Genomic DNA, 15,457 nt, shown 5'->3' on the forward strand with positions numbered 1-15,457 from the left:
TCAGAAGAATACATCAATTCACTTCCAATTAACTTAATCAGTAACTAAAAAACTTTAATCATCAATATTAATATTTTTAGTTAATAATATTTAAAATATACTATGTTTAATTATTAAAATTAATTATAGGTAAATTAAAACTATTTAATAAAATATCATAATAAGTGAAGGTAGTATAAATTAAGATAATTGAAAACTAAGCATTTTAGTAAAAATTAAGAATAAACACATTAAGTTTCTAGGAATGTCTGTTTTTCATAAACTTTATATATTATTATAAGAAAATACTACATAATTAATGTATTATTTATATTTTTAAATAAAACTTGATTTTATGGGGATTAATAACTTTGAAGGTGGTGAAAAAATCAATAAGAAATTATGCAATTGTCTTATTATTATTTGTTTTATTTTATTCTCATTAAATATGGCATTTGCATCAAATGAAACACAAATTAATGTTGATTGTTTGAAAAACTCAGATGATGTTTTAAATATTGATGATTTAAACCAAAATTCTACGATTAATTATACAAAGAGCTCTAAAACAATTGAAATTACACAAGATAATTATGAAAATTATTTTAATATTAGAACAGGGAAAATTATTGATGCTTCAGGTATTTCTAATGGGTATACTTTGAAAATTGGTAATATTTCTAATAGAGCTTTTGTTATAGATCGTCAACTTATATTAATGCCAATTTCTCCTAATGATGCGATTAGTAATGGTTTCATTCATCTTATTAAAGGAAGTGATGGGTCTATTGTAACAAATCTTACTATTAATAATACAAAAGGTACACTAAATATTTTAGGTGCAAATGTAGGCCAATTACATGGTATTTGGTTATCTCATTCTAATAATAATCTTATTTCATATAATACTATAAGAATTGCAAATGCTTTTGGTGTTTATGCAATGCCTATGGGTTGGTCTAGTAATAATAGAATTATTTACAATGATATGAAAACATATATTACTTGTAATATGGTTATGGGGTTATGTCATTATAATTTAATTTCACATAATAGTTTAGAAGTTTTAAGTTATTCCGATACATCTGTTACAAATTTAATTTATTTTAATCCTTTTGGACATGCGGATTATAGTGGTTCTGGATTATGTAAAGGTAATATAATTTCATTTAATGATTTTAAAGGTTTTTGTAATGGGCCTATGTCTATTTTATTACAATTTGTTTATGAAAATCATGATGGTACGGTTATTGCAAATAACACTTTTTCTAAAGGTTCATATGCTATTAATTTAGTTGGTAAGAATATTTCTGTTTATGGTAATAAAGTACATGATAGTGGTATTGGTATTTCTGTTTTTGGAAGTAATTTTTCTGTGCATGATAATGTTTTAAAAGGTAATAGCTTAGTATCAGGTATTAAGGCTGGAAGTATTGGAGATTCACTTTGTAATGTTTATAGGAATAATATTACTTTTATAGATATTTATAATGCAATATTTATTGGTAATCAAGTTAATGCTTATGATAATTATATAAATATTAAAGAATATGGTGTAGGAATAGCTATTGAAGGTGATTATTCAAATATTCATGATAATAGGATTAATAACAAACATGATACTGGTATATCAGTAGTAGGTAATAATAACATTATAAATAATAATATTATTAATACCAAAAATATAGGTATTGTCCTACCAGCTAGATCTACTAACTACCGTTATTATAATAATACATTTACCAATAATAAAATTACTAGTGAAAGTTATGGTATTTATATTGAAGGTTTAGTTTATAATAGTACAATATTGGATAATATTATTGAAACTAATAGTAGTATAGGCATTTTTAAAGACATAACTGATGAATTATCTAATGTTGAAGAAAATAACATGGTTAATGGAACTATAAGTTAATTAAAACTATTTAATAAAGTATCAGAATAAGTAAATGTGGAATCAATTAAAATTAAGAACAAAAAAAGAAGAAAAAACCTTAAGTTTCTAGAAATGGACAAACCCTAAAAAACTTATATATACTAATATTTCTAATGTATAACTAGTGTGGAGCGAAAATTTATTGATATTTCACTTTATACTAATTAATATATTGTAGGTGAAACTTATGGTAAGTGTAGAAGAATTTGCAATCTCAACAGCAAATGATATTCCAGGTTTTAGAATAGTCGAAACAAAAGGCTTTATTTATGGTTTAACTGTCAGAAGTAGAGGCGCTGGTGGACAAATTGGTGCAGGTATTAAATCTATTTTTGGTGGAGAAATCAAACAATATGTAGATATGATGGAAGAATCCAGAGACGAAGCTTTACAAAGAGCAATCCAACACGCTAAAGATTTAGGAGCTAATGGAATAATTGCAATTAGATTTGACTCAAATGAGATTTCCGATATAATGCAAGAAATTTTAGTATATGGAACTGCAGTAATAGTTGAAAAAGAATAAGGATAATATGTTTTTTGGGGATTTGGAATATAAAGATAAAAAAATACCACAAACCATACTGGGCTATGGGCCATTTATGGCTGAACTTTATTATGGACATAGATCAAGACTTTATTTAGATGACTTATATAATAATCCTCAAAATGCTTGTGATGTTATTGTCGAAGCATATAATCAAGGTGTAAGGGCAATTAATCTAGTTAATAATCCGAATCTACTTAAAGCTTATGATTTGGCAGTTGATGCAGGTTGTGAGATGAAAGTTATTGCAACAATTGGTAAAAGTGATGTCGATTACCTAAATCCAAATTATGATGTTGCAAAAGAAGTGGATTGGGAGGGGGATATTGAATTATTTAGCCAATATGATTGTCCATTAATGATTGTTGATGAATTCATCGTTGATGGATATGATTGGAGGCTAAATTCAAAAATTTTAAATAGGATTAATGATACTGGTGCGCTTTCAGGTCTTGTTACTGCATTTCCATCAAAAACATCAGACCTGCTTTTAAGCAGTATTGATATGGATTTATTCGATTTTTATATGATTCCATATAACAGTCTGTCTTATATGATGGACATTAGTGCATTTAATGCTTCTAAAAGAAAAGAGTTTGTAGATAAGGTAAAAAAATTAGATAAAAAAATAATAGCTACCAGAATCCTAGCGGCAGGGGTTTTAAAACCAAAAGAAGCATTTGCCTTTTATAAAAATGTTGATTTTGTAGATGCAATATGTATGGGTGTTGCCAAAGTTAGTGAAGCCCAAGAGGATTTTGAATTATTAAAAAAATATTAAAGATTAACAACCTCATATTCTTCAAAAGGAACATGACCATCGGATTTAAGAGATTGGTTTAGGTCAATTAATCCATTAATTAACTCTTTTATATTTTTATTCGATGGCTTTTTTCCTGTAATTTGCAAGTATTGTCTAGGTGAAATTTCACAATATTCACATTCAAAATTGCAGCATCTTGTTTTTTCTTCACAACCATATCCTTCTTGTGTTTCATCAGTTCCAATTACAATATCCTCGAGTATTCTTGAAACACGTTCATCTGATGCAAACATTGCTATTTTTTGGGTTTTTCCACAAAGTCCGATAGCTCTTTGACCTTTAAAATTACAAACCCATTTAATTGGATAATTTTCCATTTTAGTTATTTGTAAGTCTTCCATATTACCACTCTAATTTTCTTTTCTCTCTTTAATCATCTTTAATAATTCTTTTGGATTTTCAAATTCTTTTAACTCCCAGGATTTAATAACGGGAACAGTGCTAATTGATTCTTTTATTTTAGCATTGTTAATTATGAAAACCGGTTCTGAAGTTGTTACAATGGATAAATCTTTAAGATGTATGGCCATTCTTTTTAAAGTTTTTTCATTTCTATTTTTCTCAATATTTGCCATTAACGGGGAATGTTTGTTGGAACTTTTCATTTTTGCCACTGCATCGAATGGACTTTTATTTGTGGATATCACTCCGTATCCAAGTTTTGATAAATCATTAACATCATCTGAATATTCAATATCTTCTTTTTGGGGCTGTTTTAATAAGTCAATATCTAATGTCACTTTGGTATTTAATATTTCTTCAAGTATCATTGCAGTTTCTGTATTTGCACGAACAATTCCATTTTCATATTTGTACATTGTAGCACGAGATACATGTGCAAGAGTTGCTAAATCCTTCAGGGACATTGAATACTCTTCACGATATTGCTTAATGACATTTCCATCAATTTTAACAAAGTATCCTCCACGGTCTGCTAAGATTTCAGGGTATTCTCCATATAATATCATGTTTTTGAGAGTTTCAAAGCCAATTGTAGGAATATCATATCTTTCATAGATTACTCCATCTTCTAGAATGCCATTTCTTGATTTTTCACCAATTATGATGGGGGAAGCGAGGAATATGTTAGCTAATTGCTTCATTTCATGAGCGTTATGTTCATTAATACTATCAATGTTTTGAAATGTTTTTAGAAGGAGTATTAGTAGATTTTTCCTTGCTACAATATCAAAAGAACCTTGATCATAAATGTCTGAGGTTTTAAAACCCTGTGAAGTTAATAAATTTTCAATATTGTGCAATAGTTGACTTCGAGTTAACATTTTCAGCACCTCTGTTAAACTATTTATTAGTTTAACTTTAAATATATTTTAGTAGGTGATTTTGATTAAATATTTATATATTGGTGTAGATGATACCGACTCTCCTGATGGTATGTGTACAACTTATCTTGCAAGTCAGATTATTAATAAATTCAAAGATAATGGTATTGATTTAGTCGATTATCCTAGATTAATACGCTTAAATCCTTTTGCTCGTTTTAAAACACGTGGTAATGGAGGGGTGGCTTTGAAAATATTAAATGATTCAAAAGCCAGTTTAGCAAAAGAGATTGTTCTTGGTGAAGTTGAAAATCTATCCATGTTTGACTGTGACAATACAAATCCGGGCGTAATCTTTTATGATGGTGAAATTACAAAAGAAATGGAAGACTATGCATTTAAAGCAATTTATGAGTTTATAACAATCGAGGAAGCTGAAAAATTTGGCAGGTCTATTGGCTGTGAAATTCATAAATTTAAAAAAGGCAGAGGCATAATAGGTTCCATTGCTTCTATCAGCCTGCCTTTAAGTGATTATACTTATGAACTGTTGACTTACAGAGTGCCTGAAAATTTCGCCACTAAACGGCAGATTGATTATGATTCAGTTTATGAAATGGATAGAAATACTTTTCCAGACACTTTTGAAAATATTGATTATTCAGAAGACTACATTGCTATTGAGCCAAAAACACCATGTCCAGTTTTATATGGAATCAGATCAAACAGAGTTGATGCTTTAAAAATAGCTAAAGACCTTGTTAGAGTTTCAGAGCCAATTGGTGATTGGTGCATTTTTAAAACAAATCAACATACTGACATGCATATTCAACATGCTTCTAGAATTTCAGACATGAAGCAATTTGGATGTTATAAACTCACGGCAACTGTTAAAAACAAACCTACAATCATCAGTGGAGGGCACATGTTCTTTTACCTTGCTGATGAGTCTGGTAAGATTGAATGTGGAGCATATGAGCCAACTAAGAATTTCAGAAAAACAATCTCTTATTTAAGGCCAGGTGATGTCATTAAAGTTTATGGGGGGATTGGGAAGCATAATACTTTTAATATTGAGAAGTTTCAAGTAGTTAAATTAAATGATGTTGAGTATAAAAATCCGGTCTGCAAATGTGGTAAAAGAATGACCTCTGCAGGTAAAAATAAAGGTTTTAAATGTAAGAGATGTGGGAATAAAATCGAATCAAATAAAAAAGTTCCTACTATAATTTCACGTAATTTAAAAAATGCTCAATTTTATGAAACACCAGTTTCTGCAAGGCGGCATCTGTCAAAACCTCTTTGCCGTATGAATTTAGACTAGATTCATATGTTAGATTTCTTAATTTTTGATTTAACTCATTATTGTGGTTAATATTTTATTCTCATTTTGTGAAATAATTTTAAATTTTTTCTATTTTTATTCATATTTTTAGAATTTTTGAGAAATAAATCATATGAATTTATATACTACAAATTTGAGAGTATACATTATTTAAGAAATTTTCATGTTACATTTGGAGAGGGTATTATAAATAATGATGAATTTACCACTGAAATCGAACACCCGTATCGTGAAAAAACGGATAAACGTATTTTAAAGAGAAATCCGTGGAGAGATTATGGATTACATTTTACGGTTCTTATTTTAGTTATTATTGCCGAATATATTGGGCCGATTCATATTAAGTTGGCTGAAGGAGTTACAGTTTCAATAATGCCTTTACTTTATACAATGGTTTTAGGTCTTACTTTTTATCTAGCAAAGTCCGTTACATGGATTAAAAGAAAACAAGCCCGTATTGCGGAGGGGGCAATGATGCTTTTTATAGGGGTTTTAATAGCTAAATTGGCGGTAGCTAGTGGTCAGTCTATACACTTATTATTCGAAATGGGTCCCGCTTTATTATTGCAGGAATTAGGGCACCTGGCAACAATTTTAATTGCACTTCCAGTTGCTTTGCTTTTAGGATTCAAACGTGAAGCTATTGGTATGACCAGTTCTATTGGACGTGAACCTGAAATTGCAGTTGTTGTTGATAAATATGGTTTTAATTCTCCTGAATCTAGGGGAATTTTTGCACTATTCATTGTTGGAACAATAATAGGTACAGTATTTATTAGTTTCCTGGCCAGTATTAGTGTTTCAATTTTGCCATTACATCCTTATGCTTTTGCCATGGCTAGTGGTGTAGGTAGTGCAAGTATGAATGCAGCTTCTTTAGGCCCTACTATTGCAGCATTTCCAGATTTAAAAACTCAAATTGAAGCTTTCGCTGGTTTCAGTAATTTACTGTCATTTTCTATAGGAATCTACATTGTAATTTTTATTGCATTGCCTCTAACAGAAAAATTGTATAAAATTTTAGAGCCTAAAATTGGTAGAAAATCCATTGTAGGAGAAAAGGGGGATGAATAATGCCTGATTTAATTGATGGATCTGAAAATGTATCTGTTCACGGTATTTTCAATTGGATTTTATTGTTGTTCATATTTTCAGTTATAACAGTAATTGGTAATTATGTTGGTTACCAACATCCTATAGCGGAATCTCTTGTTGGAATAGGCATATTGTCATTTATTACTCTTCTTGGTGTTTGGATGGAAAGATATCTGCCGTTTAATGTTTCATCTATTATTTACATAAGTGTCATAGGTATTGTTATTGCATATCCTTCAATGCCGACTTCTGATTTTGTTACATATTATGTTTCACACATTGAACTTCTATCTATTGTAACTGTATTCCTTGCCTATGTGGGAATAGGTATGGGTAAAAGTTGGAATGAGTTTAAAGCACTTGGTAGTAGGGCAGTTATTATTACAATACTGGTTATCGCTTCTACTTACTTTGGATCTGCAATTGTAGCTCATATTATTTTAATTATCACCGGCGTTCCAATATGAACCATTTTTTTATTTTTTGAAATTACTATTCTATTTTTTCTGATTTCATCTTCTTTTATTTTCTGCGGTTGCTGTAATATAAATTGTTTTAATGGGATTTGAAGCTGTTTAAATCAATTTTATAATTTCAATCTTAAATATTTAATACTACTTTTTACATATATTATATTTAGGTGTTTTATGTTTTTGCAAAATATTTCTAAATTTATTTCAAACTATCGCTATGAACAAGCAACGGTAGAGTCAGTTACTACTGTAAAAGCAGCATTTTTGGACTTTTTAGGAGGAACCGATCGGGGAGTAGGGGAACCGGCTTCCCAAATAGCTTGCAATACTATTAATGAAATATTTCATGGAAACTTAAATTTAAATTTAAAGGCATCTGTCATTGGCACCAATATTAAAACAGGCATATTGAATGCAGGATTAATAAATGGAATTTCTGCACATGCCATGGAATTGGATGACGGTCACAGAGGGGCTCAGATTCATTTAGGTTCAGTAATTTTTCCAACAGCTCTTGCAATAGCTGAAGCTTATGATTTAACTGGTAAAGAGTTTTTAGAAGGTGTTATCGTAGGCTATGAAGTTGGAATCCTTTTAGGTCAAATTGTCAATCCGGAACACAGAAATAAGGGATTTCATACGACGGGAACTGTGGGCACGTTTATTGCCGGAGCAGTAGCATCTAAACTATTAAAATTAGATGATGGGCAGGTATTAAATGCTTTAGGATTGTGCGGAACTCAGGCAGCGGGATTGTTGGAATCAGACCATGGGGGGTCAATGGGAAAACCTCTTCATGTGGGGAAAGCAGTTTATAATGGAATTTTATCGGCATATCTTGCAAGAAACGGATTCACAGGCAGTATCACAATCTTTGAAGGTAATGAAGGATTTTTGAAGACAATGGTAGTTGATGGGGAGGAGTATAATATTGACGATTTCTCACTTGAAAATGTCTTAAAAGACATCGGTAAGGTAAGGGTTAGAGACATTTACTTTAAAAAATACCCCTTCTGCAGACACCTGCATTCATCAATAGACACTGCATTAAAACTAAAATCCAGTATTGGAGAGGAATATGATCATATTCAAAATGTAGCCATTAAAACATATTCTGTTGCAGCTGACCACAATAATTATAATCCTAAAAACATTGAAGAGTTAAGACAAAGCCTTCCTTATGCTGTTGCAATTGCACTTGTTGTTGGTGAAGTTAGTGTTGATGATGTTAATCAATTAATAGAATATGGGCTTTTAGATAATTATTCAACAGTTGATAAGGTGAATAGCATTAAAAATCTTGTTGATCATATGGTTATTGTTTGTGATGATAAATTGAATGAGTTGTATCCAGATAAGCGACCATCAAATGTCATTATTAAATTGGATTCCACATTTAGAAATGGGGTATTTCAAAATATCACATTCATTCCAAAAGGAGACTTTGAAAACCCCTTCCAGCTACGTGAACTGGTAGATAAATTCAAAGGATTAAATCCTCAATATGACATTAAAAATTTAATGGTAATTGATTCACTTGAAGATTATACAATGAAATATGTTGTTCAAAAATTAAACAGGTAGATAGTATGAACAATACAAAAAGATATCTTAAGCAAATTGGCATTGAAGATGTTTCTCCAGATTACACTTCACATAAAAGGTTCGGCGATGGAGGGCAGTTCCGTTTTGAAGTTCCAGGAATTCAATCTCCAAAAACAATGAATGCATTATTAGATGAAGCCGACAAAGACGACATTTTTATTCATCGTGTTACTCAAACAAAAGGTATAATGATGCTAACCGATGAAGAAATTAATGAAATGGTTAGCTTAGCTAAAAATTATGCCTGCGAATTATTCTTATCTGTAGGTCCAAGAGCAACATACGATACCTCAGCAACAGTTCATACAAAAGAGGGAACTAGAATCGGCTATAGATTAAGAGGTTATGACAATTTAGTTTATGGTATTGAAGATGTAAAAAGGGCATGCAGGCTAGGCGTTCGCGGAATTTTACTTTATGATGAAGGTTTGCTTTGGGTTTTAAATCAAATGCGCAGAGACAGTGAAATTCCAGAAAATGTCTGTTTCAAATTATCTGCTCATGCAGGCCATTCAAATCCTGCTTCAGCAAAATTACTTGAATCTCAAGGGTTAAATTCACTGAATCCTGTTCGTGACTTGCAAATCCCAATGATTGCAGCTATTAGGAGTGCAACTGATATGTCTTTGGATTTACATACTGAAAACCCTAAATCAACAGGAGGTTTTATAAGGCATTATGAAGTTCCGAAATTTGTTAAAGTAGCATCCCCGGTATACTTGAAAACAGGGGGTTCAGTTGCAGCTAATCATAATTGGGATACAACAGATGCTGAAGCTAAAGCTCGTATAAAACAAGTTAAACTTGTAAAAAGGATGATTGATGAGTATTATCCTGAAGCTATTGTTTCACCAGATAAATCTAGTGATTTGGCTGTTCCTGAGTGATTATATGGATATTTTAAATGATATTTCAGATTGCATAATTAAAGCTTCAACAACACTTTCAGATGATAAATATGCCGCTTTAAATAATGCTATTGTTATGGAAGATAATGACAATGCATGTTGGGCTTTAAATCAAATTTTAGAAAATTATCAAATTGCTCAAAAAACTAATTTTCCTTTATGCGATGATACCGGAATCCCTCATGTAATAATTGAAATAGGTGAAGAAAGAGAAATTTCCGGAGAACTGTTGAATCAAATTCATGAAGGTATTGCATTAGGCTTAAATAATCTTCCAGCAAGGCCGATGGCTGTAAAAGGTGGGGAAATTCAACGTATTGAGCAAAGTGAAGGTTTATTTGAAGAACCTGGAAAACTTCCCCCTGCATCTATATTAATAGACAGTGTTAATGATGAATCGACATATAAAAGAGATATTTCTCCAGATACTTTAAATATTCATTTTTTACTTGAAGGTGGAGGTCCTGAAATTCGGTCTAAAACATTTAGGGTTTATCATAAACGTTCTTTTGAAAATGTGATTGATGTTGCATGCGGATGGTTGGAATCATCCCTTCAGATGTTGGGCTGCACTCCATCAATTCCCTCAATTGGAATTGGAAGAACTCACTTTGAGGCAACGTCACTTTTACTTAAGGCAATTGCTTATGGAAACCTGAACAATCAAAGTGAATTTGAACAAGAAATCACAAATAGATTAAATAAAACAGGTATTGGGCCTTTAGGTTTAGGTGGTAAATCCACTGTTTTCGGTTGTTATTTAAATATCGGAAATCAAAGAGCCAGTGGAGTTAGAATAGTATCTATTAGGCCATCTTGTTTTGTTGAACCAAGAGTTGCTTTGTTAAAATTATAATGTTTATATATCATTTTAAATTATATTATAATTATTAAGTTCAAAAGGTTTTAAAAATGCATGAAAATAATTTTAAAGTTAATCCCAAATCTTTAAAAACTGCTATTACTCGGGTTGAAGAAAATAAAATTGTAACTCGGGAATATAATCAAAGAGATTTAATTGAAAAAATAAGGTATAATGACCTAGTATTTTTACTTCTTAAAGGCAGATTACCTTCTATAAATGAAAGTAAGGTATTTAATCATGTTTTAGTTTCTTTTTGTGACCATGGCGTAACTCCACCAAGCACTCAAACAGCACGTTTAATAACTTCTTCAGGTTCACCTATGAACTCGGCAGTTGCAGGAGCATTGTTATCTTTTGGACATAAACATGCAGGAGCTATTGAAAAAACTATGGAGTTATATCAATCTAAAATTAATTCTACACATTTAATTGGAGACTCAGACATTGACAACAAGCAAATTGCAAGTTTGGCCATTGAAATTCACAATGAGTATGTCCTTAAAGACAAAAAAATCCCCGGTTTTGGCCATAGGTATCATAGAATTGATCCAAGGGCAGATAAATTAATAGATGTTGTTATTAATGCAGGATGTGTAGGTCCTCATATCAAATTGGCATTGGCGCTTCAGGACTTAGTATTTGAAAAGAAAAATATTCGTCTTAATGTTGATGGTGCAAATGCCGCAATATTGTCTGATTTAGGGTTTGAACCGGAATTGGGTTTAGGAGTGTTCATGATTGGAAGGCTTCCAGGATTAATTGCACATATTCATGAAGAAAATATGGAAGAAGAAGAGTTTAGAAGATTCTGCGACCTTGATGATGTAGAGTATATGGGATGATAAAATGGAATTTATTGATGTTATTAATGAAAGATACAGTGTAAGGGGATACTTGGATAATCCTGTAGAGAAAGAAAAACTTGAATACGTCTTAAAAGCAGCTACAATAGCACCAACTGGTGTAAATGCACAAGCATTTAAAGTATATGTGATTGATACTAAAAAGCATAAAGAGGATTTGTCTAAAATTTACGGTGCAAAATGGTTTGTTGAAGCCCCATATGTATTATGCGTTGTTGGAATTAAAAACGAAGCATGGACTAGACCGTGGGATATGAAAAACATTGCCGATATTGATGCAACTATTGTAATGGATCATATGATTCTTGCAGCAACTGATGTAGGTCTTGGAACATGTTATGTTGGAGCATTTAAGAAAAATATGGCTCATCAATTCTTGAACCTAGAAGAAAATGAGGAGGCCATACTATTTTCGCCTTTAGGTTATGGTAATGCCACTCCAAGAGATACTCCAAGAAAAGAATTAGATGAATTCGTAGTTTACATTGATTAAAATGAGTTTATTTATATTAAGTGCAGATAATTCAAAAGAAATGGAGAAAATTTCCAAGGAGTTATCTCAAAATAAATTTAAAACAATTGAAAAACAGGATAACTATATATTAATGAAAAAAAGAAGATACGGCAATCTATTAATACATGCAATTTGTCTAATCATCGCATTGTCAGTTTTCGGTATTTTAATTTTTGTTAATGTAATTTATTTTACCTATTCGTTTCTTTGGGCTTCGCCTAATGTTTTAATCACAACAGAAAAAGTTGGCGATGATGATGAACCTTTGAAATTCAATAATATGGATGAAATATTAAAACAGGCAACAGCTATTTTATAATTTCATCCACGCTATACTCTTCTATTTTTCTAATTAACAATGAGGTTTTACAACTGATATATTCGGATTCCTCACCAAGTTTAGCATCAATAAGGACTTCATTAACACTAGGTTCTGAAAATAATGCTAATAAATCTGAGTTAAACTCATCGTAATCTTTTTGAACTTGTTCATTACTGAATCCTAAACGAGGAATCTCTTCTGTCCAGATATCATTGCCCGGTGAGAATTTTTTATCAATTACATTTCCATTTTTTATTTCACCATCTAATGTAAGTGAAAAATTTTTATTTAAAATTATCCAAACTGCTCGCTCCATATACATTAGTTGGTGTAAAATGATATAAATATTATGAAGTTTAAACTGTTATTATGGCTAATGTTAAAATGTTTAAATTATTAGGTGTAATGTTGGCTTTAATGTTAATTGTTTGGGCAATTTCTCCATTCTTGAGACATCAACCTATTACAAATGAAGTTTTGGCCTCTGTAATTATATTAATTTTAATTGCTGCTGCATACTTGATAATATTATTTAATCCAAGTTGGACTAAAGCGGTGTTCTTTTTTGAAGGTATTGTTATTGGTGTAAGTGGTTATATGTTACTTGCCTATCCTTACAATTTGGAATTTGCAATAGTCGGTATAATCATCATTGTAATAGCAATTCTTGCTTACTTGCAAAAATTACCGCTTAGTATATTAACGTTTAGTAGCTTCGATTTCTTCAGCAAGTAAGAAAATTGTTTTTTCTACTTCACCAAGTTCGATTAAATACTTAAGTGATTCCTCAAATTTCTTTGCAGCTTCATCTAATTGAATAGTAGTGTCAGAAAAACCATAACCTCTGTCAATAATGGATCTTTCTTCCATTTTAACATTAGTTACAGGTACTGCTACACCCATAACACTTCTTGATGCAATATCTACATCAATGGATTCTTTAACTGATAAAGATGCTTTTCTTACAGCTAAATCCCCCATAGCAATTTGAGCTTCAACTAAAGCATCATTTGCTTCTTTAAGACTTAATTCTGCATTTTCACGAATACCTTTGACACGATCCAAGATATCAAAAAACTCTTTGATTAAAGCATCCCTTTTTTCTTTAAGTAAACCATGCCCTTTAACAGCTAGTTTAGTTCTATTCTTAAGGGATAATAATTCCATACGAGTTGGATTAATTCCATCTATAATATCTTGTGCCATTTAATCACCTACATTACTGTAATGAGATTATTCATCTTTTGGAAGGTATTGTTCAATGAATTCTTCTTTAACCCTTTTGAGTTCTGTTTTAGGTAAAATTTTAAGTAAATTCCAACCAAGGTCAAGAGTTTCAAAGATAGTTCTATCTTCATCTTTACTTTGAGTAATAAACTGATCTTCAAATGCTTGAGCAAACTCTAAGAATTTTTGATCTCTTTCAGTAAGTGCCTCTTCCCCTACAACTGCAACAAGGTCTCTTAATTCACGACCTTCTGCATATGCAGAATAAAGTTGGTCAGATACACCACTGTGGTCATCACGAGTTTTATCTCCTCCGATACCACCACTCATCAAACGGGAAAGTGAAGGAAGTACATCTACAGGAGGATAAATACCCTTCCTTGAGAGTTCCCTACTTAATACAATTTGTCCTTCAGTAATATAACCGGTTAAATCAGGAATTGGGTGAGTAATATCGTCTTGAGGCATAACTAAAATAGGCATTTGAGTAATTGAACCTTCTTTACCATCAATACGTCCTGCTCTTTCATAGATACCTGCAAGGTCAGTGTACATGTATCCAGGATAACCTCTTCTTCCAGGCACTTCTTCCCTTGCTGCGGAAATTTCCCTTAAAGCTTCACAGTAGTTAGTCATATCAGTTAAGATAACTAATACTTGCATACCTAATGTAAATGCATAGTATTCAGCAGTAGTTAAAGCCATTTTTGGAGTTAAGATTCTTTCAATAGCAGGATCGTCTGCCAAGTTCATGAATACTGTTAATTTTTCTAATGCTCCAGTACGTTCAAAGTCTCTCATAAAGAAGTTAGCTTCTTCGTTTGTAATACCCATAGCAGCAAAAATTACTGCAAACTCATCATCTGCACCTAATACTTTAGCTTGTCTTGCAATTTGTACAGCTAAGTCGTTGTGAGGTAAACCAGATCCTGAGAAAATAGGAAGTTTTTGTCCTCTTACTAATGTGTTCATTCCGTCAATGGTAGAGATACCAGTTTGAATAAATTCTTCAGGGAATTCACGAGAGGCAGGGTTCATAGGAGCCCCATTAATATCTAATTCTTCATCAGGAATTATTTCCGGCCCGCCATCAATAGGTTTGCCAATACCGTTAAAGATACGACCCATCATATCTCTGGATACGCCGATTTTTGCGGTTTGACCAGTGAATCTGGTTTTAGTATCTTTAGTGTTTAAATCATTAGTTCCTTCGAATACTTGGATAACAGCAACATCTTTAGTTACTTCAAGAACCTGTCCACTTCTTTTTTCACCAGTTGGTGTTTCAATATCTACAATTTCATTGTAACCAACGCCTTCTACTCCTTCAACAACCATTAAAGGACCTGAGACTTCAGATACAGTAGTATATTCTCTTGTTTTAATATTTGTATTCATTTTTAAGCCTCACTGCATTGTTTGGTAATTGCGGATTGAATCTCTTCAATTTTTGCATCGAATTCATCTTGTGGGATGTATTTCATTTTACCGATTTCTTCTTTAACAGGTAAAGCTACAATATTTGCAATTGGAACTCCTCTGTTAACTGCTGCAAGAGAATCTTTGTAGAATAATAAAATGGTCTTTAACATTTTGTATTGTTTGTCAGGAGCACAATAAGTATCTACATCATCAAATGCATTTTGCTGCAAGAAATCTTCTCTTAACA

17 protein-coding genes and 2 pseudogenes are annotated in these 15,457 nt (G+C 31.5%); 13 read left to right on the forward strand and 6 right to left on the reverse strand.

From position 1 onward, the window contains the following. Positions 1-334: 334 nt before the first annotated feature. The 3 genes from Q9968_RS01270 to Q9968_RS01280 all read left to right on the forward strand — a co-directional run bounded on the left by Q9968_RS01270 (position 335) and on the right by Q9968_RS01280 (position 3,246). Positions 335-1,897 (forward strand): hypothetical protein, encoded by a 1,563-nt coding sequence (locus tag Q9968_RS01270; RefSeq protein WP_305512694.1) that lies wholly within the window; start codon positions 335-337, stop codon positions 1,895-1,897. 208 nt (positions 1,898-2,105) lie between these two features. Further along, positions 2,106-2,444 (forward strand): heavy metal-binding domain-containing protein, encoded by a 339-nt coding sequence (locus tag Q9968_RS01275; protein ID WP_305512695.1) that lies wholly within the window; start codon positions 2,106-2,108, stop codon positions 2,442-2,444. A 22-nt stretch (positions 2,445-2,466) separates the two neighbouring features. Then, positions 2,467-3,246, forward strand: a complete 780-nt coding sequence (locus tag Q9968_RS01280) for a hypothetical protein (RefSeq protein WP_305512697.1) — start codon at positions 2,467-2,469, stop codon at positions 3,244-3,246. Here Q9968_RS01280 and Q9968_RS01285 read toward each other — a convergent pair. After that, positions 3,243-3,629: a hypothetical protein gene (locus Q9968_RS01285; RefSeq protein WP_305512699.1), complete on the reverse strand. Its 387-nt coding sequence runs from the start codon at positions 3,627-3,629 to the stop codon at positions 3,243-3,245. The genes Q9968_RS01280 and Q9968_RS01285 overlap by 4 nt on opposite strands. A gap of 9 nt (positions 3,630-3,638) precedes the next feature. Continuing rightward, the gene (locus Q9968_RS01290) at positions 3,639-4,571 is read right to left on the reverse strand and encodes a transcriptional regulator (protein ID WP_305512701.1); all 933 of its coding nucleotides are present in this window, start codon (positions 4,569-4,571) and stop codon (positions 3,639-3,641) included. 55 nt (positions 4,572-4,626) lie between these two features. Between Q9968_RS01290 and Q9968_RS01295 the strand changes: the two genes are divergently transcribed. From Q9968_RS01295 to Q9968_RS01335, 9 genes are all read left to right on the forward strand, one after another. Next, entirely contained in the window at positions 4,627-5,895 is a 1,269-nt protein-coding gene (locus tag Q9968_RS01295; RefSeq protein ID WP_305512703.1) for a tRNA(Ile)(2)-agmatinylcytidine synthase, read from the forward strand. A gap of 204 nt (positions 5,896-6,099) precedes the next feature. Further along, on the forward strand, positions 6,100-6,990 hold the full coding sequence (locus Q9968_RS01300) for a DUF3100 domain-containing protein (protein ID WP_305512726.1): 891 nt from the start codon (positions 6,100-6,102) through the stop codon (positions 6,988-6,990). After that, the gene (locus Q9968_RS01305) at positions 6,990-7,478 is read left to right on the forward strand and encodes a hypothetical protein (protein WP_305512705.1); all 489 of its coding nucleotides are present in this window, start codon (positions 6,990-6,992) and stop codon (positions 7,476-7,478) included. The genes Q9968_RS01300 and Q9968_RS01305 overlap by 1 nt, the downstream gene beginning before the upstream one ends. 180 nt (positions 7,479-7,658) lie before the next feature. Next, a complete protein-coding gene (locus tag Q9968_RS01310; protein ID WP_305512706.1) occupies positions 7,659-9,068 on the forward strand; it encodes an MmgE/PrpD family protein in 1,410 nt (469 codons plus the stop codon). Positions 9,069-9,073: 5 nt separating this feature from the next. Further along, a complete protein-coding gene (locus tag Q9968_RS01315; RefSeq protein WP_305512707.1) occupies positions 9,074-9,976 on the forward strand; it encodes a peptidase in 903 nt (300 codons plus the stop codon). Positions 9,977-9,980: 4 nt separating this feature from the next. Next, entirely contained in the window at positions 9,981-10,853 is an 873-nt protein-coding gene (locus Q9968_RS01320) for a fumarate hydratase (protein ID WP_305512709.1), read from the forward strand. 56 nt (positions 10,854-10,909) lie between these two features. After that, positions 10,910-11,704 (forward strand): citryl-CoA lyase, encoded by a 795-nt coding sequence (locus tag Q9968_RS01325; protein WP_305512711.1) that lies wholly within the window; start codon positions 10,910-10,912, stop codon positions 11,702-11,704. A gap of 4 nt (positions 11,705-11,708) precedes the next feature. Further along, a complete protein-coding gene (locus Q9968_RS01330) occupies positions 11,709-12,218 on the forward strand; it encodes a nitroreductase family protein (protein ID WP_305512713.1) in 510 nt (169 codons plus the stop codon). 1 nt (position 12,219) lies between these two features. Further along, positions 12,220-12,558: a hypothetical protein gene (locus Q9968_RS01335; protein WP_305512715.1), complete on the forward strand. Its 339-nt coding sequence runs from the start codon at positions 12,220-12,222 to the stop codon at positions 12,556-12,558. On the opposite strand, the gene Q9968_RS01340 is transcribed toward Q9968_RS01335, so the two are convergent. Next, a complete protein-coding gene (locus tag Q9968_RS01340; RefSeq protein ID WP_305512717.1) occupies positions 12,548-12,883 on the reverse strand; it encodes a hypothetical protein in 336 nt (111 codons plus the stop codon). The two genes, Q9968_RS01335 and Q9968_RS01340, sit on opposite strands and share 11 nt — an antisense overlap. 47 nt (positions 12,884-12,930) lie before the next feature. Here Q9968_RS01340 and Q9968_RS01345 point away from each other — a divergent pair, with 47 nt between their 5' ends. Further along, positions 12,931-13,296: a hypothetical protein gene (locus Q9968_RS01345; RefSeq protein WP_305512719.1), complete on the forward strand. Its 366-nt coding sequence runs from the start codon at positions 12,931-12,933 to the stop codon at positions 13,294-13,296. On the opposite strand, the pseudogene Q9968_RS01350 reads toward Q9968_RS01345, so the two are convergent. From Q9968_RS01350 to Q9968_RS01360, 3 genes and pseudogenes are all read right to left on the reverse strand, one after another. After that, positions 13,264-13,767, reverse strand: a pseudogene (locus tag Q9968_RS01350) (V-type ATP synthase subunit D); the annotation flags it as partial. The gene Q9968_RS01345 and the pseudogene Q9968_RS01350 sit on opposite strands and share 33 nt — an antisense overlap. A 27-nt stretch (positions 13,768-13,794) precedes the next feature. Then, positions 13,795-15,186 (reverse strand): V-type ATP synthase subunit B, encoded by a 1,392-nt coding sequence (locus tag Q9968_RS01355; protein ID WP_305512721.1) that lies wholly within the window; start codon positions 15,184-15,186, stop codon positions 13,795-13,797. A 2-nt stretch (positions 15,187-15,188) separates the two neighbouring features. After that, positions 15,189-15,457, reverse strand: a pseudogene (locus Q9968_RS01360) (V-type ATP synthase subunit A); the annotation flags it as partial.

This window comes from Methanobrevibacter sp. V14 (assembly GCF_963082475.1).
GTDB lineage: Archaea > Methanobacteriota > Methanobacteria > Methanobacteriales > Methanobacteriaceae > Methanocatella.